Annotated in this window: 17 protein-coding genes and 1 pseudogene; 7 read left to right on the top strand and 11 right to left on the bottom strand. The window is 43.9% G+C overall.

What is annotated here, in order from left to right:
* Positions 1-39 precede the first annotated feature (39 nt).
* Positions 40-2,283, top strand: a complete 2,244-nt coding sequence (locus GPUN_RS08410; protein WP_006005569.1) for a TonB-dependent hemoglobin/transferrin/lactoferrin family receptor — start codon at positions 40-42, stop codon at positions 2,281-2,283.
* 327 nt (positions 2,284-2,610) lie between these two features.
* The gene (locus GPUN_RS08405) at positions 2,611-3,081 is read left to right on the top strand and encodes a TspO/MBR family protein (protein ID WP_006005567.1); all 471 of its coding nucleotides are present in this window, start codon (positions 2,611-2,613) and stop codon (positions 3,079-3,081) included.
* A gap of 125 nt (positions 3,082-3,206) precedes the next feature.
* Here the strand turns inward: GPUN_RS08405 and GPUN_RS08400 are convergent, their stop codons facing one another.
* Both GPUN_RS08400 and GPUN_RS08395 read right to left on the bottom strand, forming a co-directional pair.
* Complete coding sequence (locus tag GPUN_RS08400) at positions 3,207-4,016, bottom strand: ferredoxin--NADP reductase (protein WP_006005566.1); 810 nt, start codon at positions 4,014-4,016, stop codon at positions 3,207-3,209.
* A gap of 409 nt (positions 4,017-4,425) precedes the next feature.
* Positions 4,426-5,427 (bottom strand): YhdH/YhfP family quinone oxidoreductase, encoded by a 1,002-nt coding sequence (locus GPUN_RS08395; protein WP_006005563.1) that lies wholly within the window; start codon positions 5,425-5,427, stop codon positions 4,426-4,428.
* 386 nt (positions 5,428-5,813) lie between these two features.
* Here GPUN_RS08395 and pckA point away from each other — a divergent pair, with 386 nt between their 5' ends.
* Positions 5,814-7,424: a phosphoenolpyruvate carboxykinase (ATP) gene (pckA, locus tag GPUN_RS08390; protein ID WP_040520719.1), complete on the top strand. Its 1,611-nt coding sequence runs from the start codon at positions 5,814-5,816 to the stop codon at positions 7,422-7,424.
* On the opposite strand, the pseudogene GPUN_RS14230 reads toward pckA, so the two are convergent.
* A pseudogene (locus GPUN_RS14230) lies at positions 7,363-7,653 on the bottom strand (RNA polymerase sigma factor); the annotation flags it as partial. The gene pckA and the pseudogene GPUN_RS14230 sit on opposite strands and share 62 nt — an antisense overlap.
* A gap of 227 nt (positions 7,654-7,880) precedes the next feature.
* Here GPUN_RS14230 and rimK point away from each other — a divergent pair.
* On the top strand, positions 7,881-8,786 hold the full coding sequence (rimK, locus tag GPUN_RS08385) for a 30S ribosomal protein S6--L-glutamate ligase (RefSeq protein WP_006005558.1): 906 nt from the start codon (positions 7,881-7,883) through the stop codon (positions 8,784-8,786).
* 3 nt (positions 8,787-8,789) lie between these two features.
* The gene (locus GPUN_RS08380; RefSeq protein WP_006005556.1) at positions 8,790-9,818 is read left to right on the top strand and encodes a succinylglutamate desuccinylase/aspartoacylase family protein; all 1,029 of its coding nucleotides are present in this window, start codon (positions 8,790-8,792) and stop codon (positions 9,816-9,818) included.
* Positions 9,819-9,841: 23 nt separating this feature from the next.
* Here GPUN_RS08380 and GPUN_RS08375 read toward each other — a convergent pair whose 3' ends face one another.
* The 3 genes from GPUN_RS08375 to GPUN_RS08365 all read right to left on the bottom strand — a co-directional run bounded on the left by GPUN_RS08375 (position 9,842) and on the right by GPUN_RS08365 (position 12,790).
* The gene (locus GPUN_RS08375) at positions 9,842-10,975 is read right to left on the bottom strand and encodes a flavohemoglobin expression-modulating QEGLA motif protein (protein ID WP_006005555.1); all 1,134 of its coding nucleotides are present in this window, start codon (positions 10,973-10,975) and stop codon (positions 9,842-9,844) included.
* Positions 10,976-10,992: 17 nt separating this feature from the next.
* Positions 10,993-11,826, bottom strand: a complete 834-nt coding sequence (locus GPUN_RS08370) for an HAD family hydrolase (protein WP_006005553.1) — start codon at positions 11,824-11,826, stop codon at positions 10,993-10,995.
* Between the two features lie 595 nt (positions 11,827-12,421).
* The gene (locus GPUN_RS08365) at positions 12,422-12,790 is read right to left on the bottom strand and encodes a rhodanese-like domain-containing protein (protein ID WP_006005550.1); all 369 of its coding nucleotides are present in this window, start codon (positions 12,788-12,790) and stop codon (positions 12,422-12,424) included.
* Positions 12,791-13,085: 295 nt separating this feature from the next.
* On the opposite strand from GPUN_RS08365, the gene GPUN_RS08360 reads away from it, so the two are divergent.
* Positions 13,086-13,790 carry a DUF445 family protein gene (locus GPUN_RS08360; RefSeq protein ID WP_006005548.1) on the top strand — a complete coding sequence of 235 codons (705 nt, stop codon included), beginning with the start codon at positions 13,086-13,088 and terminating at the stop codon, positions 13,788-13,790.
* Between the two features lie 80 nt (positions 13,791-13,870).
* Here GPUN_RS08360 and GPUN_RS08355 read toward each other — a convergent pair whose 3' ends face one another.
* The 4 genes from GPUN_RS08355 to GPUN_RS08340 form a co-directional block, all read right to left on the bottom strand.
* Positions 13,871-15,769: a DNA topoisomerase III gene (locus GPUN_RS08355; protein ID WP_006005546.1), complete on the bottom strand. Its 1,899-nt coding sequence runs from the start codon at positions 15,767-15,769 to the stop codon at positions 13,871-13,873.
* Positions 15,770-15,917: 148 nt separating this feature from the next.
* Entirely contained in the window at positions 15,918-16,991 is a 1,074-nt protein-coding gene (locus GPUN_RS08350) for a hypothetical protein (RefSeq protein WP_141567260.1), read from the bottom strand.
* Positions 16,992-16,993: 2 nt separating this feature from the next.
* Positions 16,994-17,491, bottom strand: a complete 498-nt coding sequence (locus GPUN_RS08345; RefSeq protein ID WP_006005542.1) for a hypothetical protein — start codon at positions 17,489-17,491, stop codon at positions 16,994-16,996.
* Positions 17,492-17,626: 135 nt separating this feature from the next.
* Positions 17,627-19,237: an NAD(P)/FAD-dependent oxidoreductase gene (locus tag GPUN_RS08340; RefSeq protein WP_006005541.1), complete on the bottom strand. Its 1,611-nt coding sequence runs from the start codon at positions 19,235-19,237 to the stop codon at positions 17,627-17,629.
* Positions 19,238-19,479: 242 nt separating this feature from the next.
* On the opposite strand from GPUN_RS08340, the gene fdxA reads away from it, so the two are divergent.
* Positions 19,480-19,803 carry a ferredoxin FdxA gene (gene fdxA, locus GPUN_RS08335; RefSeq protein WP_040520718.1) on the top strand — a complete coding sequence of 108 codons (324 nt, stop codon included), beginning with the start codon at positions 19,480-19,482 and terminating at the stop codon, positions 19,801-19,803.
* An 81-nt stretch (positions 19,804-19,884) separates the two neighbouring features.
* On the opposite strand, the gene rlmE is transcribed toward fdxA, so the two are convergent.
* Positions 19,885-20,505, bottom strand: a complete 621-nt coding sequence (rlmE, locus tag GPUN_RS08330; protein WP_006005537.1) for a 23S rRNA (uridine(2552)-2'-O)-methyltransferase RlmE — start codon at positions 20,503-20,505, stop codon at positions 19,885-19,887.
* Between the last annotated feature and the right edge of the window lie 4 nt (positions 20,506-20,509).

Raw genomic sequence — 20,509 nt, 5'->3', positions numbered from 1 at the left:
CATTAGCATTATAGTCAACTACTAGATAAGGAAATATTTATGAAACCTCATTTTACAGCGTTCGCTTTTCAATCGTCACTTTGCTCACTAGCCGTTTGCCTGGCATTAACAGGCGCTGCAAATGCCTCAGCAACAGAGGCTAATACTGAATCTGCAATAGAAACTATTTCAATCAGCGGCACTAAAACAGCGCGTAAAATAAATGAAATAGCCGCCACGGTAACCCGCATCAGCAGTGAAGAAATAGATGCAATAGGCGCAACCAATATTCGTGACCTTCTTCGCTATGAGCCGGGTGTGTCGGTAGAAGGTGGCGGGCGCTTTGGACTGTCTAGCTTCAATATTCGAGGTATTAGCGGTGACCGAGTGCTCATATTGGTTGACAATATTCCCATTGCCGATGAATTTAGTTTTGGGCCTAGCCTGTCGGCGCGACGAGACTTTGTGGATGTAGATCTTATTAAATCTGTGGATATAGTGCGGGGCCCTGCGTCTACGCTGTATGGCAGCGACGCAATAGGCGGGGTGGTGGCGTTTACCACTAAAGATCCAGCCGATATTGTGGCCAACGGCGAGTCATTTGCCGGCAGAGCAAAGCTTGGCTACGTGAGTCAGTCAAACGAATCCTATGTAAATGGTATGTTAGCGGGTGTAGGCGGTAATTGGCAATGGTTGCTTAACAGCACTTATCGTGAAAGTGGTGAAACGCAATCGTACTTCGACGATGATGTCTTGGGAAGTGATCGCAACAGCGCTAATCCACAAGACAACGAATCTCTTAGCATGTTGGGAAAACTCATTTTTCAAAGTGATAAGGCGCATAGATTTGAGCTTGTCGGTGAGACCTTCGAGCAAAACAGCGATACCGTATTATTGTCTGATATTGGCTCTGTAGTACGCGGCACCATGACGCTTTCTAGTGAAGGTTTTGACGAACAAGAACGTTCGCGGGTTTCGGGGCGTTATCTTTATCAGCCTGTGTCGCAGCATCACTTGAAACGTATCGATTTACTTGCGTTTTACCAAGAGTCTTCTAGCAACCAGTCATCTGAATTAGTAAGGCGCAGTTTAGCACCCGATGCATCTTCGTTTTTTAGAACTCGCGATGGACTATTTGAGCAAAGCACCATTGGCCTTAATGCACAATTTGACCATGCATTCACATGGGGCGGTGAGCACTATTTGATTTATGGATTAAGCGTTGAAACCACTGACTCAGAAGGATTAAGGGAAGGCCAAACGCAAGATCAAGCCACTGGTGCCGACATTCGTGAGTTTAGCGTGTTTCCCGCACGAGATTTTCCGCTTTCTGAACTGTCTGAACAATCTTTATTTATTCAAGACGAAATTCAGTTCTTAGATGGACGACTATTGCTCAGCCCTGGCTTACGCTATGACCGTTTCAAGCTTACGCCCGAGTCGGACTTACTGTTTGAAACAGCAAACCCAGGTGTGCAAGTGTCGAGTTTTAACGACAGCCAGTTATCAAAAAAACTGGGCGCTGTTTACTCCTTAACTGAAAATTATAATATTTGGCTGCAGTATGCAGAAGGTTTTAGAATACCGCCCATGGATGATGTAAACGTGGGCTTTACAAACTTTGCTGGGCGTTACACCTCATTATCAAACCCAAACTTAAAACCTGAATCGGTGGCCAGTGTTGAAGTCGGATTAAGGGGCTTTACCGACGCGCTAAGCTGGAGTGTTAGTGCCTATCAAAACGACTACAAAAATTTTATTGAATCCTTAACCTTTGTGGGCATAGACCCAAACAATGGCTTTATACGTTTTCAGTCTGTTAACGTAGACGATGTTGAAATTCGCGGCATTGAAGGACAAATTACATGGTCTTTGGGCGACACTTTTACAGATGCACAAGGCTGGCAGGTAAGAGCTAGCTACAGTATTCAAGATTCTGAAAATAAAGCCACCGGTAATGAGCTTGATTCCATTTTACCTAATCAAGCGGTTCTAGGTCTACAGTACCAAGACTACAGCGATCCATGGCGTATAGAGATAGCGAGTACTTATTCGCAAGACGCCAAAGCAATTGCTGACGCTGGCGACGCTGAATTTTTTAGTGCGCCAAGCTACACCACCATAGACATACTTGGACATATTAATATTACGCCAAACATCAAAGTGAACGCGGGTATATTTAATATTAGCGATAAACAATATTGGCTTGCTTCAGAAGTACGCGGACAAGCTGCTAGTGCTAATTTGCAGCCGTTTACAGCGCCAGGTCGCAATTATTCTATCAATGTGGTGGTGCAATTTTAACGTAAGTTTGTTGGGCACTTGGGAAGTAAAAACGGATGTTGTTGGCGTGAGTGCTCCAGCAACCCTCGGCTTCGCGATTTTAGGCCTTGCTTTATAGCCTGCAGAAAATTATTGCATAAGCGCTATAAAATCTAATGGAGTCACCCACAAGTTTTTAATTTCACATAATGCGTAATAAAAGTAAATTCACTAAGACTATGCATCGTTTAGTTTTGATGGCGCTTTAACAAAGCAATCGTTGTGGGATAACGCCCTTCAGTAAGTTGCCTACACCTAACTTTTAGCTTAGTCTTGCCCAATTTGAAAGCAATAGGGGATTATCTGTTAATGAACACAACGCTAATCAAATACATTGTCATTTTTTTCATCATCAATTTTGCGGCTTTAGGAATAGGCAGTTTAGCCACAGGCGCTGCAGTAAGCGGTGAATGGTACACGAGCATAAATAAAGCACCTTGGACGCCACCGGGTTGGGCATTTGGAGCCGCGTGGACCACCATTATGGTCTTTTTCTCGGTGTTTATGGGGTTTGCTTACAACGAGGTGGCCGACAAAAAGAAGCTAGTAGCCTTGTATACGGCTCAGTGGATTTTAAATGTAAGTTGGACACCCGTATTCTTTATGCTTGAACAAGTCATACCGGGTTTAATTATTATCGGAGCGCTAAGCGTGCTGGTGGGATATTTTCTAGTGCACTACCGCGCTGTCTTGAAGGTGAAAGTATTGCTTATGCTGCCATATTTTGTATGGTTGCTAATCGCTACCTCCCTAAACGCGTATATTCTGTTTAATAATTAACAGCAGCGCGTTGAATAGAGCGCTTATTCACCGCATATTTTGCGGTGAATATATTACTTCCGCTTATGTTTACCTAATATAATAACGGGCGAAATCGACATTTCGTCACTGCATTTTTGCAATGATTACTTGTCAATAAATGCCTGCTCAATTACATAATCGCCTTTCACACGAGAGGTGGCCCTAGAAAAGCCTAAATCATCGAGCAGTTTCATGGTGTCTTGCAGCATATCGTTATTGCCGCACAGCATGAAACGGTCATTGTTAGTGTCTAGTGCTGGAAGCCCAATATCACTGCTGAGTTTGCCACTGGTAATAAGCGTAGTGATGCGCTCATAGTGCATTTTTATATCAGCGCCTTGTTCAAGCTGCGACGCCACGTTTTTTTCACGGGTAACACTTGGGTAATAAATGAGTTTTTCTTTAATTAAGTCACCGTAGAATTCGTTTTCAGGCAGCACATTGAGTATTTCATCTTGATAGGCTAGCTCTGATGCGTACCTAACACAGTGCACTAAAATTACTTTTTCAAATTCGTCATAAATAAACGGGTCGCGGATAATACTCATAAAAGGTGCTAAGCCGGTTCCGGTACCTAACAAATACAGATTTTTACCAGCGTTAAGATAGCCTGGTACCAGCGTTCCCGTTGGCCTGGTGGTTACAATTACATCGTCACCTACTCCTATTTTTTGGAGTTTAGAGGTTAGTGCGCCGTCGGCGACTTTTATACTAAGAAATTCTAATTCGTCAGCATAGTGGGGGCTGGCAATACTGTAAGCTCGTAACAAAGGTCTGCCGTCTACTTCTAAACCGATTAGGACAAACTGCCCGCTTTCAAACGTTAAGCCCTGTCCGCGAGTAGTTTTGAAACTAAATAGCGTGTCGTTCCAATGATGCACCCAAGTTACTTTTTCTATTACCGTGTTACGCATTTACCACTTTCCTTTCAAACAAGCTTTAAAAACAATATTATTACCGTAAAAATTAAGCCAAATATTATACAGGTTTAGTACCACAGAAGTTTAGTATTAACGTAATAAAGATAGGTTCAAATCACTTAATATTTTACACCTCAATAAATTAAGGTAGCTAAGAGCTTGTGTGATGGGATGAATTGACACGCTACTTTGCCTACTGACGGCCTAAGGCATTTCAGTGAAATTATGTAAGAAACCAAAGCCTATGGTTTTGAGAAAGTATGTCAAGAGCAGGTAGAACTAGGCAAGCAGGTTAGAGCATTGTTGGCTCAATAAGGCTTTGCCGCGAGGCGTAAATGTAGTTTGCATGCGTTCTTGGGCAGAATCACCATTATCGAAGCTAAGTTCGTCAAGCGCGGTTTCCTTAGCGCATGTTCACCACATATCGCCCCACTACTTTGCTAGCAAAGAAACGGTCTAGGTACTCAGGTGTTTGTGCGAGGCTAATTTCTTCACAATACTGATCGAGTTGCTCTAGCTTCATGTCGGTGGCAACGCGCTTCCATACCTGTTGTTTTTCAGCCAAAGAAATATAAACCGAATCGACTCCAAGTAACGATACCCCCCGCGTAATAAAAGGAATAACCGTCATTGCAAGTTCAGGAGAAGAGGCTAGCCCACAAGACGCGACCCCGCCGCCAGATTTTAGTTGTTTGAGCAGGTTGGCTAAATATGCACCGCCTAAAGTGTCGATGCCGTGGGCCCATATCTCTTTGCCAGCAGGTTTGCTATTTTCTTCAGCGATGGTGTTTCGGTGCAACACTTCTATTGCGCCTAGTGCTTTTAAATGCTCACTTTGTTCGGGTTTACCCGAAAAAGCGACTACCTCGTAACCTAACTGCGCAAGTAAGGCAACGCTCATACTGCCTACACCTCCTGTTGCACCTGTTACGGCAATTTTCCCGTCACTTGGCTTCGCGCCCATTTTTTCTAACTTTTGAATACACAATGCTGCGGTTAAGCCCCCGGTGCCATAGGTCATCGCTTCTTTGAGTGAAAGCGTGGCTGGGCAAAGCACCGCCCAATTTGCTGGAATTGATATCATTTGACCAAGACCACCGGCGGTATTCATGCCTAAATCATAGCCAAAAACTAACACCTCTTGGCCCGCTTTGAAAGTGTTTGAAGTGTCGCTAACCACCACGCCTGCAGCATCTATGCCGGGCGTATGTGGATAATGCTGGGTGATACGCTTATTGCCGCTGGCAGACATAGCATCCTTAAAATTAAGCGACGAATAGTGCACTTCAATTAACAGCTCGTTGCTTGGTAAATCACTTATAGCTCTTCGACGAATGTACTTGCTGAAAGTGTTATCAGCGTTTTCTTCAACCACCAGCGCGTCAAAATGGGTACGTGTTGCCATAGTTACTTTCCTTTATGTAATGAATGTAGGTTGGAAGAGATGAACATCAAGAGATATTGGCTTCCAACCGAAATCGTTAATGTTTGCGTTAATGTTTGCGTCAATGTTTGCGCTCATACCAATTAGCATAAACATTGTAATTGATTCATGCAACCGACCTTCGTCGGTACTAAAGTTAACTTTACCTGAACCTTCTGCATTTTGATCATAGCGCTGTAAGTATACGAAAGCGATTTCTTCAATTTAAAAATGCGAAAACAGACTTTAGTCGTAAACAGTGACGTATTCGTGCTTTTTATCGCGAGTATGTGCTTAAGGGGTGGAGGATTTGCGCTAAAGACTATAAACTAAAAACATATATTGACTAAATATGAAGAGAGCCTTAGGTGAATTTGATCGATGCGTTGAAACAATACAATATTAATACCAATTCTGAAATTTTACACAACCCTGACTACGACACTCTGTTTACTGAAACCACTAAACCCGAGCTCTCAGGGTTTGAAAAGGGAGATGTTACTGAGTCGGGCGCTGTTTGCGTTAAAACCGGTAAATTTACGGGTCGCTCTCCAAAAGACAAATATATTGTAAAAGATAGCATCACCCAAGATACCTTGTGGTGGTCTGATCAAGGTAAAAACGACAACAAAGCTATAACCCAAGATACTTGGGATCAACTTAAAACCTTAGTGACAGACCAGCTTAGTGGCAAACGCCTGTTTGTGGTAGACGCTTTTTGCGGCGCTAATCAAGACACGCGTATGTCGGTGCGCTTTATCACAGAAGTTGCCTGGCAAGCACATTTTGTCACCAACATGTTCATTACGCCTACCGCACAAGAACGAGCGGATTTTGCCCCCGACTTTATCGTTATGAACGGCGCCAAAACCACCAATCCAAACTGGCAAGCGCAAGGCCTAAACTCAGAGAACTTTGTTGCATTTAATTTAACTGAGCGCATCCAGCTCATTGGCGGCACATGGTACGGCGGCGAAATGAAAAAAGGCATGTTCGCGATGATGAACTACTACCTGCCGCTGCAGGGAATCGCGTCTATGCATTGCAGTGCTAACGTAGGCAAAGAAGGTGACGTGGCAATATTCTTTGGCTTGTCAGGCACCGGCAAAACCACGCTTTCAACCGATCCTAAAAGACAGCTTATTGGCGATGATGAGCACGGCTGGGACGACTACGGTGTATTTAACTTAGAAGGCGGCTGCTACGCTAAGACAATAAACCTAAGCCAAGAAGCAGAGCCTGATATTTACGCCGCCATTTGTCGTAACGCATTGCTTGAAAACGTGACGCATAATGAAGCCGGCGTTATTGACTACAGTGACAGCTCTATTACTGAAAACACCAGAGTGTCGTATCCGATTAACCACATTACCAATATCGTTAAACCAATTTCTAAAGCAGGACATGCTAAAAAAGTTATCTTTTTAACCGCTGATGCTTTTGGTGTACTGCCGGCAGTGGCTAAATTAACACCGGAGCAGGCGCAGTATTACTTACTGTCGGGCTTTACAGCCAAACTAGCTGGCACTGAGCGCGGGATCACTGAGCCAACCCCAACGTTTTCAAGCTGCTTTGGGGCAGCCTTCTTAACCTTGCACCCTACCCAGTACGCAAATGTATTAGAAAGGCGTATGCAGGCGGTTAACGCGCAGGCCTATCTGGTAAACACCGGTTGGAACGGCAGCGGTAAGCGTATATCTATTAAAGCGACCCGCGCCATAATAGACGCTATTTTAGACGGCAGCATGGACGAGGCTGAGGAGCAATTATTACCCATCTTTAATCTTAGCATTCCCACTCAGTTGGCTGGAATTGCACCTGAGATCCTAGATCCAAGAGCCACTTACACAGACACTCAAAACTGGTATGAGAAGGCAGAAAACTTAGCGGGTCTATTTGTTGATAACTTTGAGAAGTTTACTGATACAGCGCATGGCCGCAGTTTGGTGGCAGCGGGGCCGACTGCAAGGGGATCTTAGCCGCCTTAACTAAGCGGGGCAGCGCTGAAATAGCTTCAGTTTCACCTAAAGCTAACTCATCGGCTTGGGCGGTATATTCATCCACGGCGAATAATTCATTAATTTCATCACTCTTTTTGTTGTCTCTCAACACATCCATGGCATTGTTTCTAACGATAGTAATGACCCATTGAAAGAAGCGTTCATTGTCTTTTAATTGATGGATGTTGTTCCAAGCCCTTGAGAAAGTGTCTTTAGCAAGGCATTCGAATAATACAGTCGTAAAATGCCGTTAATGATGGGCCTTTTTTTACGCACATATTTAACGGTGATTTGCATACAATAACGGCATCTCAACATATAATGAGTCGCTTTGCTTTCTAATGTAGTGTCTAATTAAGGTAAGGTAAGATAAGTTGTGACTTTTTTCTTCACCGTCACGTCTACCCACCATATAAAGTCAAGAACGGAAGTAAAATGAAAATCGCTATTTTATCTAGAAACAAAAATCTCTATTCCACGCGCCGTTTAAAAGAGGCTGGTGAAGCCCGTGGTCACGACGTCGATATAATAGACACGCTTCACTGCTATATGGACATTACCAGTAGCCGTCCAGTGGTCAGGTATAAAGGTAAAGAACTGCCTCAGTATGATGCAATTATTCCGCGTATCGGTGCTTCTATCTCATTTTATGGCACGGCTGTTGTGCGCCAGTTTGAAATGTCGGGCAGTTTTTGCGTGAATGAATCGGTTGCTATAAGCCGCTCCAGAGACAAGTTACGCTCCACCCAGTTGTTGTCTAGAAAAGGCATTGGCTTGCCTAGAACAGGGTTTGCCAACCGTCCTGACAACATAAAAGATTTAATTAAAAATGTGGGCGGCGCGCCCTGCGTTATTAAGCTATTAGAAGGCACGCAAGGGATAGGTGTGGTGTTAGCTGAAACAGCCAAAACCGCCGAAGCGATAGTTGAAGCATTCATGGGCTTAAATGCAGACATTCTTATTCAAGAGTTTATTAAAGAGGCAGGCGGCGCCGACATTCGCTGTTTTGTAGTGGGCGATAAGGTCGTTGCGGCCATGAAACGCCAAGGCGCTGAAGGCGAGTTTCGCTCAAACCTTCACCGAGGAGGCTCAGCGGTGCTAGTTAAGCTAACGCCAAAAGAGCGCGCTACCGCCGTTGCCGCGGCTAAAATAATGGGCTTAAACGTATGCGGTGTTGACTTACTGCGCGCTGAACGTGGGCCGGTGGTAATGGAAGTAAACTCATCTCCTGGCTTAGAAGGCATAGAAACTGCGACTAAAAAAGATGTTGCAGGACTCATTTTTGCGCACATTGAAAAGCATGCAAAACCGCATGCTACGCGCACAACTGGTAAGGGTTAATTTGTGGCTGCAGGAATACAAATAGGCGACACCTTCGTAAAGCCGGGAACTCGCGTAAAGCTTGAGTTGCCGGCGGCGCGTTTATACACCGATACAGAAATATCGATACCGGTAGAAGTCATTAATGCCAGGAAAGCCGGCCCCGTCATGTTTATCAGCGCGGCCATACATGGCGATGAGCTAAATGGCATTGAAATTATTCGCCGTTTATTACAAATGAAGTCATTTAAACTGATAAAGGGCACTTTACTCGCTGTGCCGATTGTAAACGTATATGGCGTGCTTAACCAAACCCGTTATATGCCCGACCGCAGAGATCTTAACCGCAGTTTTCCGGGCTCACCAAAAGGCTCATTAAGCGGCAGATTAGCGCACTTGTTTTTAACCCAAATTGCGCAAAAATGCGACTACGGAATAGACTTGCACACGGGCGCTATTCATCGCAGTAATTTTCCGCAAATTAGAGCGGATTTAAGCGATCCTGAAACGACCGAAATGGCGCGCGTATTTGGCGTGCCGCTGCTGTTAAACTCGGTCTTAAGAGATGGCTCGCTGCGTGAGTCAGCCTCGCAGTCAGGCACCAAAGTATTACTGTATGAAGCGGGTGAAGCTTTACGTTTTGACGAGCTTTCTATTCAAACGGGTTTGAAAGGGATACTTAATGTACTGTCATACCTTGGTATGATCCGCAAAAGAAAGCAGCGCACAAAAGCGGTCGAGCCTTTTATAGCATATAACAGCGCGTGGATAAGAGCAGATTCAAGCGGCATGGTGCGCGACATTAAAAAATTAGGCGACTATGTTAAAAAAGGGGAAGTACTGGCTGAGATATCTAGCCCAACCGGCACTTTTTCAAACAGCTTAATAGCGCCTAAAAGCGGCGTTATTATTGGTAAACAGAACATCCCCTTAGTGCAAGAAGGCGACGCTATGTTCCACGTAGCAATCTTCGAAACACCCAGTGACGTAGCCCAGCACATTGAGCAACTGCAAGACAACGTGGTGCCCGAATATGAGGTGGTACGGGATTAAAAGTAGCTTTCTTCAAGCTGCTTTTATTTTATAGCGTGAGCAATGAACTGTTTTATTTCGTTTAACTCGTTAGGCTGTTTGAATATAGGCGAAATGTGTTCAGGCTCATTCAATATGCCTTTTTCTACCAAGCGGCTAATATGAGGTAGGTAATTAATTGAGGCTTTGCCTGTAAAGAGCAAATTGAAATTAGGCTCGTTCTCATAAGCGTGGAGCATGGTGTGAAAGCCCTGCAGATACAAATAATCTTTAACAAAGCCGCCGCCTCTGTATATTCTGGCACAGACTGAAAAAGCGAGTTCATCGGCCGCGCCGTATTCTTCTTTAAGCAGTGAAAAAGTCCTTCTAAAGCTTCTTTCTTTTATCATTGACGCAACGGCCACTACCCTTAGCGCTAGTATCTTCAAGCGGTTAATGGTGAGATTATCTGATAAGTACTCGCTTAATATCGCCAAACCTTCTTGTGTCATGGTATTTAAGGGGTTGCCTACTTCAAGAATTCTTAAAGGTTGCGCGCGTGCATTGAGGGTGGTGACTAAGTGCACGCCTATTTCATGATGCGCCAGTGCGCTTGTGTTGCTTAGCGATAGCTGCGCATTTTTATTGACCTTTATAGTGGTGCCTGCGGCTATTGCGTTTGCCACCATATTGTCTTCCACTTTCATGGTGTGCTGCAAGTTATTGTTACTAGCAAATTCACTCAAAACATTAACTATTTGATCTAAGCTTAACAGTGTTTCGTTTTCTTCATTCACGTTGCCAGGCAAGTGCAAAATGAAGCGTGCGTTGCTAATATCCTTGGCTGTTGGTTCGCCAAAATAACGCAAAGAGTCGTACATGAAATCGGGCGTGCCTATGGAGTTAAACTGGTCAACTTTGTCTACATAGCTGTTAATCGTATCAAAGTAGATTTTGTGAAGATCTTCATCAATAACAGCCTCAAGGGGAAGCGTAAACAATTGTCTTTTTGTTGCAAATACATCCACCGTTCTAGCCAAATAGCTAAAGTCGGGCTGCGTAGAGAAGTGGCTGTCAAAAAAGGCCTGCTTTTGCGCTTGAAAATTTACAGGGTTAACGGCGCTTAAAATATTTACGCTTCTTACCGTATCAAATAATTGCTTGTCAAATTCGAGTACTTCACACGATATACTATTCATTGTATATAAAAGCTACCTTATAATGAGAAACGCTCACGCAAGAAATGCGCTATGCCGTCTTTGTGATTGTGGCCAATAACTGCGCTAGCGGCCTGTTTAATGTCGGTCGTTGCATTTTCTGGAGCATAGCTCTCATCGGCAAGAGCAAACATACTCATGTCATTGTCGCTGTCACCAAAACAAATAACATTGCTGGCCCCTAGCTGCTCTTTCAAGTTAATAACAGCACTGCCTTTATTGGCTAGGCAGTGATGAACATCCATCCATCTGTATTTTTTCCCTTCCAAAGCGGGACCAGAATAAGCAATTAAATTTTCGTGCGCATTTAGTTCTAACCACATCTTATGGATAGGCTCGGCCAAACCAATCATACTTATATTCGTGACTCTGCTATTTTCCGGCAGCGCTTGTAGCGGCATCAATTTGGCATCGGTGCGCGAATAATATTTATTCACTAAGTCTTTTTCTACCTCGTGATGGGTTAGTGAATGAAAAATAAAGTGATGATTTTCGTTACTATCGTGTCTATCTATGGTGTTCACAAAAGGGGCAATGCCTTGGGCAAGCGCAACATTGATAACGGTTGAAATTTCAGCCTTACTGAGCAAGTTATCAAGCGTAAGCTGTTCAATTTTAGGATCCCACACCGCTACCCCATTATTATATATTTGGGGCAAGTTGAATTCATGTCCGGCAACAATACCGCGGGCCGAGAGCATAGTACGTCCTGTGGCTACCGTGTAGGCAATATCATTTTCTTTTAACAGGCCTAGCGTTTCTTTGGTAAATATCGATATTTCAGACGCATCGTTTAATAGCGTGCCGTCTAAGTCAAAACAAATCAGATGCATAGCGTTATCTTTAGTTGGGGACGGGAGTCTTGATTGAGGCTTACATACTAACGCTGTTGCTCAATTTCAGCAATTGTAAAACGAAGTAAAACAGCTGTGTAAATTCTACTTAGTTTTTGTAAATTCGACTGGTCAACGCATTATAATATAAATAAGATTTCGTAATACTCTCGCAAATTCAGCGGTTTAAGCTTCGATTATTTAGGAACGCTACTTGCTAAACAATAGTATGTGTCTGCTGCTCATGACAAAAATTTAATTACAGGAACAGATATGTCAAACCAGACCCAAAAAGTGCAAAAAGTAAGTGATATAATTCAGGTAATGAAATCAGGCACCGATTTTACAGCGGCGCGTCCAATGACGCTGAGCAGTTTGCTGGTGCCATAAGCATATTGACGGCCCTAAGAGCAAAGGCCTAAACGATGCATGATGAAATGATAGCAGTGCAAAAATCACTGGGTAATTAACAATAAATCTTAGTTCACCGCTCCCGAGCGATTGCCATGTAGCGTTCTACGTTACATGGCCTTTTTGTATTTTACACTGCTGAAAAAAATCAAGCCACTCGCAATATTGCGCTGTGTTTAAGCTCTTATTCGCGCGTCTTATCTGTAGGAATAATCAGTTCGCTAATACCGCCAGCGTTTGTCACATCAGTAAAACCTTGATCTTCCAAAAATGCTTTAGCCTGCCCAGCACGACCACCAGTGCGACAATACAATACGACGGGCTTTGTTTTGTCTAAGTCAGCGAAGCCTTCTCCTTGCAGCATGGTTGTGTGAGGAATGTGCAGGGCTTGTGAAAGATGGCCTTCGTTAAATTCGGCATCGGTGCGAACGTCAATGACTTGTATATTGTCATCAAACGTCTTATATTCAATTTTTTCTTGGACTAAAGCCCCAGCGCTTAGAGAAAATGCTATGGCGAAAATGGCAATAATGGCGGTCAGAAACTTTTTCATTAATATGTCCTTGTTAAGAATATTGGCTCTTTAGTAGCTTACACTACTTGCTAATCAGGCAGTAGCATATTGTGAGTAAAAGGAGCTACCTTGGCTTTATTTAGTGATTTCACTGATTTTCTTGATAGCAAATATTGACAGCGTTTTTTTAACTGATATAAACCATGCTGAACCTAGATACTTAAACATAAATACATGATTTTAAATACGTGATCATAAATACGTGAGCATAAGCCGGCGTATGTAATTACTGGGTCATGAGTACACGAATTTACTCAACCATGGAGTCTTTTTCTTGAATAAAAGCATCATCACCAATGCTGTCGCCTTAGGGCTCGTGACGTTTGGCTTTATTGTGAACAACGATATCATTAAAACAGTCGGCTTGTTCGCAGTGTCGGGCGCGCTCACCAACTGGATAGCGGTGCACATGCTATTTGAAAAGGTACCTGGATTGTACGGTTCAGGGGTCATACCGGCACGCTTTGAAGACTTTAAGAGCGGTATTCGAACCTTAGTAATGGAGCAGTTTTTCAGCCAAGAAAATATTGACCGTTTTTTAACACAAAGCAAGCAAATTACCAACGTAGACCTAAGCCCAGTTATCAAAAAAGTAGAGTTATCGCCTACATTCGATTCGTTGGTAGAGCTTATTAAAGCCTCTTCATTTGGTCAAATGCTGGGCATGATTGGCGGCGTTGAAGCCTTAGAGCCTCTGCGTCAGCCTTTTGTCGATAAGATGGCGCTATCATTAACTGAAATTACGCAAGATCCTAAGTTTGCACAATTATTACAAGAAGAGTTGACTCAATCGGATATGCCGCACGACCTGCATGAAAAAGTCAGCCAAATAGTGCAGCAGCGTTTAAATGAACTAACGCCTACAATGGTGAAAGATATTATACAAACCATGATTAAAAAGCACTTGGGCTGGCTAGTGGTATGGGGCGGCGTGTTTGGGGGCTTTATAGGGCTATTAGCAGCCTTATTTACTGCTTAAACGCTTACTTTTTTACTAGTATTTCCCGCGCATATGTAAACAAACTATTTGTGTGCCTGTCCGTTTTCGAATCAATACAATTAAGATTTCTTTTTGTAGAAGCGCTTCTTTGCGACTGGCTTTACGCTTTTCAAACCTGCGAACTTGCTGGTATCAAGCTGCTGGCTGCTGTTTATTAACTGTGTTATAGATTCAGTTAAAGGCTTCATAAAGGCTTCATAGCGCAGTTGCTGATGCGCTATTTTGGTCAAGTCTGCCTCCCAAATAGCGGTCATGTCAGGATGCGTAGTTTCACTTGGTAAGGCGTTTATTAACGCGCTTCCAGTTTGCGTGGCATGAATTTCTTTTCCCACTTTTTGCATAAACTGGCGTTTAAAGAGTAAATCGATAATTGAGGCACGCGTGGCTTCGGTACCAAGGCCGTCGGTCTCTTTCAGAATTTTCTTAATTTCACTGTTTTGCACATATCGTGCTATTCCTGTCATGGCAGCTAATAAAGTCGCTTCGGTGAAATGCTTTGGCGCAGAGGTTTGTTTCTCTAGTAGCGATGAGTCAGTACACCGCAATATCTCGTCTTTAGTTAAGCTTGGCAGCGCAGTTTGTGTTTTGTTGCTGTCATTATTGCTTAGGGCCAACCAACCTAAATCGGTGTTGGTTTTACCTTTTGCTAAAAACTCACCCCCTGCAATATCAACCTTAGCCACTTGCTCTTGATACTTATGTGGCCCATAAAACTGCATGAGATACTGTGTGGCAATTAACTTATAAATTTTTGCTTCATCGTTAGTTAAACTGGCGGTCGGCTTTTTGCGAGTAGTGGGTATAATCGCGTGGTGAGCTTCAACCTTGCTATCATCCCAAGCCTTAGATTTTAGCTTTGAATTGGCATTGTTTACCATGCTTGTAAAGCTTGGTTCATTGCTTTTAATAACAGTTAAAATGGCTGGAGCTTGGCTAAACTGTTCTTTGGGTAAATAACGAGAATCAGAACGAGGGTAGGTAATTAACTGGTGCTTTTCGTACAAAGACTGACACAGGTCTAATACTGTTTTGGGCGATAGGTTAAAACGTTTGGAAGCTTCTATTTGTAAAACGGACAGACTAAAGGGTAACGGTGGGGGGCTTTGTCTGCTTTGCACTTTATAAGCACTCACCCTTGCTTTTTGCCCTTGAGTCTTATTCACCACGGTCTGTGCAAGTTTGCGTGATATAATCCGGCCTTCTTCGTCTTGATAAGGTTCGCAGGCTTTACTTGGCTGCCATTTAGCAGTAAAGACTGCTTTGTCTGTGGTTTCGAGGGTGGCGAGCACTTCATAAAAGGGTTTTGACACGAAATGGGCGATATCCTGGCAGCGTCTCACCACTAAGCCTAACACCGGTGTTTGCACTCGTCCTACTGACAGTACGCCGCTGTATCCCCCTTGTTGCCCCAGTAGAGTATAGGCGCGAGTTAAATTTAAACCATACAGCCAGTCGGCGCGAGACCTTGCTAGAGCTGATATTGACAGGCCTATAAATTCACTATTAGTGCGTATGTTTTGCAAGGCAGTTTTAACCGCGCTGGTGTTTAAATCGTTTATTAATAAACGCCCAGCGCTTTCTATGATGGCCGGTTTAACACCGCAGTAAGTAATGACCTCGTCTACCAATAATTGGCCTTCACGGTCGGGGTCGCCTGCGTTTACGATATGGGTGGCGCTTTTGAGTAAGCGTTTAACTACACTAAGTTGTTTCTGGGTGTTTTTTTTAGGCACAAGTTGCCATTTACTGGGCACAATGGGCAGGTGTGTAAAAGACCATTTGCCAAAGGCGGGATCGTATTTGTCAGGCTCGGCTTGCTCCAATAAGTGTCCTATACACCATGTTATACAGTCACCATTGTTTAGCTCAATGTAGCCGTCACGCTTTTGCTGACGGCCGCTAAATCCGGTGGCTATTGCTCGGCCTAAACTGGGCTTTTCGGCGATATATACAATCATGAAGGTTCACTGTATGAAAAACCAGTATTCTAGCAAACTTTTTAGCATAAGGTTAGTGTACTAAACGACAGCCTAGCAAAAGGCCAAGCATAATCACAAGAACTGCCTGTGGCCAATTTGCGACTTACTTATGCTGTAATGTTGATGCCTAAACCTGGGCTTGGCGCTTTACCACCACCACGGTCGCTATAATAGCAACGCCAATGGTTAAGCTATAGCTGTGCTCGCCACCTATCAAAAAGCCTATTGAGTAAGCAGGGGTGCATATTGCTAGTACCCATAAAAAGAGTGGCTTTGACTTACCTAATAGCAAGTAAAGGGGAAATACTAGGCTATAAAAGAAGAGGAAGGTTTTATACAAGGTTTCTTCTAATGGCAAATTTACCCAAGGTATAGAGCTGTCTTTGATCATTGTTAATAAGCCAATGCAAAACACAGAAAAAACCGCTATTGAACTGCCCAGTAAGCTTGGTTTTAAGTATCGCTGAGTACTTAACTCGCTCGCGTGGGCAGCCACAGTAAAGCCTATTTGTAAAACCAAAAAGCCTACTACTGGATAAATAATAGCCGCTGGTATTGCTTGGTTGAAGAAAACATTGCCTAAGCTGGTGGCATAGAAAAACACAAATCCCAACAGGCTTAAAAACAAAACACCAAAGCCTATTAAAAAACTCATTTTAGGATTTTTACTGTCTTTAAAGGCGCGGTGAAAAGTAATGTCTAGGTAAGGAGAAAATATAAAGCCAATGGCTAAGGGTAACAAAGCATGCGGCCAATAGCCTTTTGCACTGATTTCAACAGGCGGCCAATCACTGCCTAAAAAGCCCACAAACAAACCAATAGACAGTACATAAAATGCTTGTGCCCAATATGTGATCACTTTTTTTGTGTGATATATAACAAAGGCAATAAGTAGTACCGCTGGCAGCAGCAATACCTGGCCAATAACGGCGCCAAGCCAAGCCATAAAAAATAGCTGATAGGCGAGGGTAATGTAAGAGAAAATTGCGATAGCAGGTTTGTGGGTATTTTCAAAATCTTGTTGTTGACTGCGGTTTTTGAAGTAAAACCCCATTGCCATAGCGCCTCCTACGTTAAACACAGTGAAGGCGGCTAATGCTGGCCAGCCATAGTCTCGGCCTAATATCAAAGGGAAAAACCCACCTAAACACCACAGCCACGAGCAGGCTAAATAGAAACCATATTGTAAAGTTGTTGACAAAGTTAAGTACCTATCGGCCACATATGAAAGCTTATAGTACCAGAGCCAATTCGGCGAGTGGCCTTGTTTTTATTCGTTCTGAATACTTTTATGGTCATTTCTATATTGAACTTACCACCTTCTTTAATTTTTTCAGCCAGCTCTTCTAAATCTACATAGGCTTTGTACATGATGGCGTCTATGCTTGGCAGTAAAAAGCGATAATTTAAGCGGGTGCAAATCATGCGATATTCACCTTTACTTAACATAAACAAATACGAACCTGCGGCTAATTCTGAATTACCTAAAATAGCGCCGCCGGCCATGGTCCCGTACCAGTTCAGGTTCATTCGTCTTTTTGGCAAAATTGCATAGTAGTCATCTTCAACGAAATTCATTCTTAAGCCACTTTTAGATACAAAGGGCATAAAAAAGAAGCTGAGTAACTTGTTAAAAAACCGGCTCTTTATCGACAGACGATTAAAATACTTTTCTAACTTTGGGGGTAGTGGGATAGCCATGGACAACCTAAAAACGAATCAGTAGTAATAAAAAAAGGTAATTTGCGCTTGAATAATCAGGCCTTATCTTAACAGCCGTGAGCAAAGATGTTTAGTTAAATTAATGTTAGCACTAGCGCACTAACGCATCATCGATTAATGCGTGCTCATATAATCTAGTGCTACGGCCTCGGCAACGCGAATGCCGTCTATACCCGCCGACCAAATACCGCCCGCATAGCCGGCGCCTTCGCCTGCAGGATATAGGCCTTTAATATTTACACTTTGATAGTTGGCGTCGCGTTTAATGCAAATAGGAGATGAGGTGCGGGTTTCAACGCCCGTTAATAAACCGTCTGCTTTTGCAAAGCCCTTAACCTGGCGTTCAAAAGCAGGAATGGCCTCGCGAATAGCTTTGGTCACGTAATCTGGCACCACTTTGCTTAAATCGCCCAGCGTAATACCCGGCGTATAAGATGGTTTAACGCCACCAATTTCGGCGCTTGCTTTGCCTGCCAAAAAATCACCAATTAGCTGGGCGGGCGCGTGGTAGTTTTCGCCGCCTGCACTAAAGGCCAGCTCTTCTAGACTGCGCTGTAGTTCAATTCCCGCTAAAGGATTGCCGGGGTAATCTTCTTCAGGGGTAATGCCTACTACAATAGCGCTGTTGGCGTTTCGTTCGTGTCGTGAATATTGGCTCATGCCGTTGGTGACCACTCTGCCGGGCTCAGACGCTGCGGCGACAACGGTGCCGCCGGGGCACATGCAAAAACTATAGACCGTGCGGCCATTTTTGCAGTGGTGAACTAGCTTATAGTCGGCAGCGCCCAAAATGGGGTTGCCCGCGTTATCGCCAAAGCGACTCTCATCTATCATGCTTTGTTCGTGTTCAATGCGAAAGCCTACTGAAAAAGGCTTAGCTTCTATATACACGCCCTGCTCGTAAAGTGCGGTGAAGGTATCGCGCGCGCTGTGGCCAATGGCTAAAATAACGTGCCTGCAGGCTAGGTAGTTGCCGCCAGATAAGTGTAGGCCTTGAATTTCCTTATCTTCGTTTAAATCTAATTTTTCAACCTTTGTGCTGAAGCGAAACTCGCCGCCTAAAGCTATTATTTCTTTGCGCATTTTTTCGACCATATTGACCAGTTTGAAGGTGCCAATATGGGGTTTGCTGACATACATTATTTCTGCGGGCGCGCCTGCCGCCACAAATTCGTGCAGTACTTTGCGGCCGTAGTGTTTGCGGTCTTTTACTTGGCTGTAAAGTTTACCGTCGGAAAAGGTGCCGGCGCCGCCTTCGCCAAACTGCACGTTCGACTCAGGATTAAGCGCTTGCTTACGCCAAAAGCCAAATGTGTCTTTAGTGCGTTCGCGTACTTCTTTGCCGCGCTCTATTATAATAGGCTTAAAACCCATTTGTGCTAAAATTAGCGCCGCAAATAAGCCACATGGGCCAAGGCCAACCACCACCGGGCGATGGCTAAGTTGCGCGGGTGCTTGAGCGACAAATTTGTAGCTCATGTCTGGGGTAAGGCGCACGTGTGGATCGTTAGTAAACTCAGCAAGCAAGTTCTCTTGGTCTGTTACCTCAATGTCGAGCGTGTAAATTAGCATAATGTTGCGGTTATTGCGTGCATCATACCCGCGCTTGAACATATCAAATGACAGCAACTGGCTTTTGCTAATATTAAGTTTGCCTAAAATAGCTTGCTCAATTGCATGTTCATCGTGATCAAGGGGGAGTTTAATGTCAGTTAACCGCAGCATAGTGTACTTACTCTTAAAGTCGCCTAACAGCCTGTCTGTAGGTGAGCAGTATTTTAAATCACTTCGTCTTTTTTAGATAGCCTAGTGTGACTGCCAAGCCATTAACAAAGAAACTTGTGTTTTGAGTGCGCTACTTTATTATATCGTGGTCGAGCGAGGAAATTCTCCTCATTTTGGCTTCTTTACATTTACATGTTCATTTTTAACCATTCATTCCCTCTAACCTTTGATGATTAGCCAATATGACCTTTGTAGTAACCGACAGCTGCATTAAATGCAAATACACCGACTGCGTTGCCGTGTGCCCAGTAGACGCTTTCTTTGAAGGCCCTAACTTTTTAGTGATCGATCCTGTTATCTGCATCGACTGCGCCCTATGCGTACCCGAATGCCCGGTGGATGCAATTTATCAAGACACTGAGCTTCCTGACGATCAAGAGGCGTTTTTGGACATTAATGCGCAATTGTGTCAGCAGTGGCCAAATATTACTGAGATAAAAGACGCGCCAGACGATGCCGATGAATGGAATACTGTGGTAGGTAAATTGCCGCTGCTGGAAAAGTAAAGGGCTTAAAAAAAGGTAAAGGGGATCTGAACCCATTACCTTGTGACCACTTCACATTCTTTTACCTTGCTTTACCTTGCTTTACCTTTTAAAGCCTTTACCCACAATATAAACTTCGCGAGACCTTGGTCTTGACGCAGCAGGCTTGCGCACAACGACTTTGTCAAAAGACGTGCGTACGTCTTTTACGTATTCCTCATAGCCCACACCTTGAAACACTTTGGCGCAGAAGCTGCCACCGGGTGTTAATACGTTTCTGGCCATATCGAGCGCTAGCTCTACAAGGTATATTGACGAATACTGGTCGGTGGTAGCTACCCCGCTGAGGTTAGGTGACATGTCAGACATCACCACATCGGCCTTTTGGCCGTTTAAAGTGCTTAGAATCTGTGCGTAAACGGCCTCGTCAGTAAAGTCACCTTGAATGAATGTTACGCCTATTATTGAATCCATATGCAGAATGTCAGAGGCAATAACGCCGCCCCTTTCACCTACCAAGGGCGCCACAATTTGCGACCATCCTCCAGGCGCCGAGCCTAAATCCATAACAATATTACCGGGCCTAAAGAGCTTATCTTTTTCATTAAGCTCAATAAGTTTATAGCTGGCGCGTGAACGATAACCGTCGGCTTTTGCTTTTTTAACATAGGGGTCGTTAACGTGTTCGTCGAGCCATTTTTTGCTAGTTTTTGATCGCGCCATAAAG

This window comes from Glaciecola punicea ACAM 611, assembly GCF_000252165.1.
GTDB classification, from domain to species: Bacteria; Pseudomonadota; Gammaproteobacteria; order Enterobacterales; family Alteromonadaceae; genus Glaciecola; species Glaciecola punicea.
The sequence above is the reverse complement of the archived record's forward strand: the minus strand, read 5'-3'. Positions and strand labels throughout refer to the sequence as shown.

Bases quoted from the DNA above. Each gene is read 5' to 3' on its own strand.
- GPUN_RS08410 (WP_006005569.1), top strand. From the start codon at position 40: ATGAAACCTCATTTTACAGCGTTCGCTTTTCAATCGTCACTTTGCTCA.
- GPUN_RS08405 (WP_006005567.1), top strand. From the start codon at position 2,611: ATGAACACAACGCTAATCAAATACATTGTCATTTTTTTCATCATCAAT.
- GPUN_RS08400 (WP_006005566.1), bottom strand. From the start codon at position 4,016: ATGCGTAACACGGTAATAGAAAAAGTAACTTGGGTGCATCATTGGAAC.
- GPUN_RS08395 (WP_006005563.1), bottom strand. From the start codon at position 5,427: ATGGCAACACGTACCCATTTTGACGCGCTGGTGGTTGAAGAAAACGCT.
- rimK (WP_006005558.1), top strand. From the start codon at position 7,881: ATGAAAATCGCTATTTTATCTAGAAACAAAAATCTCTATTCCACGCGC.
- GPUN_RS08375 (WP_006005555.1), bottom strand. From the start codon at position 10,975: ATGAATAGTATATCGTGTGAAGTACTCGAATTTGACAAGCAATTATTT.
- GPUN_RS08370 (WP_006005553.1), bottom strand. From the start codon at position 11,826: ATGCATCTGATTTGTTTTGACTTAGACGGCACGCTATTAAACGATGCG.
- GPUN_RS08365 (WP_006005550.1), bottom strand. From the start codon at position 12,790: ATGAAAAAGTTTCTGACCGCCATTATTGCCATTTTCGCCATAGCATTT.
- GPUN_RS08355 (WP_006005546.1), bottom strand. From the start codon at position 15,769: ATGATTGTATATATCGCCGAAAAGCCCAGTTTAGGCCGAGCAATAGCC.
- GPUN_RS08345 (WP_006005542.1), bottom strand. From the start codon at position 17,491: ATGGCTATCCCACTACCCCCAAAGTTAGAAAAGTATTTTAATCGTCTG.
- GPUN_RS08340 (WP_006005541.1), bottom strand. From the start codon at position 19,237: ATGCTGCGGTTAACTGACATTAAACTCCCCCTTGATCACGATGAACAT.
- fdxA (WP_040520718.1), top strand. From the start codon at position 19,480: ATGACCTTTGTAGTAACCGACAGCTGCATTAAATGCAAATACACCGAC.
- rlmE (WP_006005537.1), bottom strand. From the start codon at position 20,505: ATGGCGCGATCAAAAACTAGCAAAAAATGGCTCGACGAACACGTTAAC.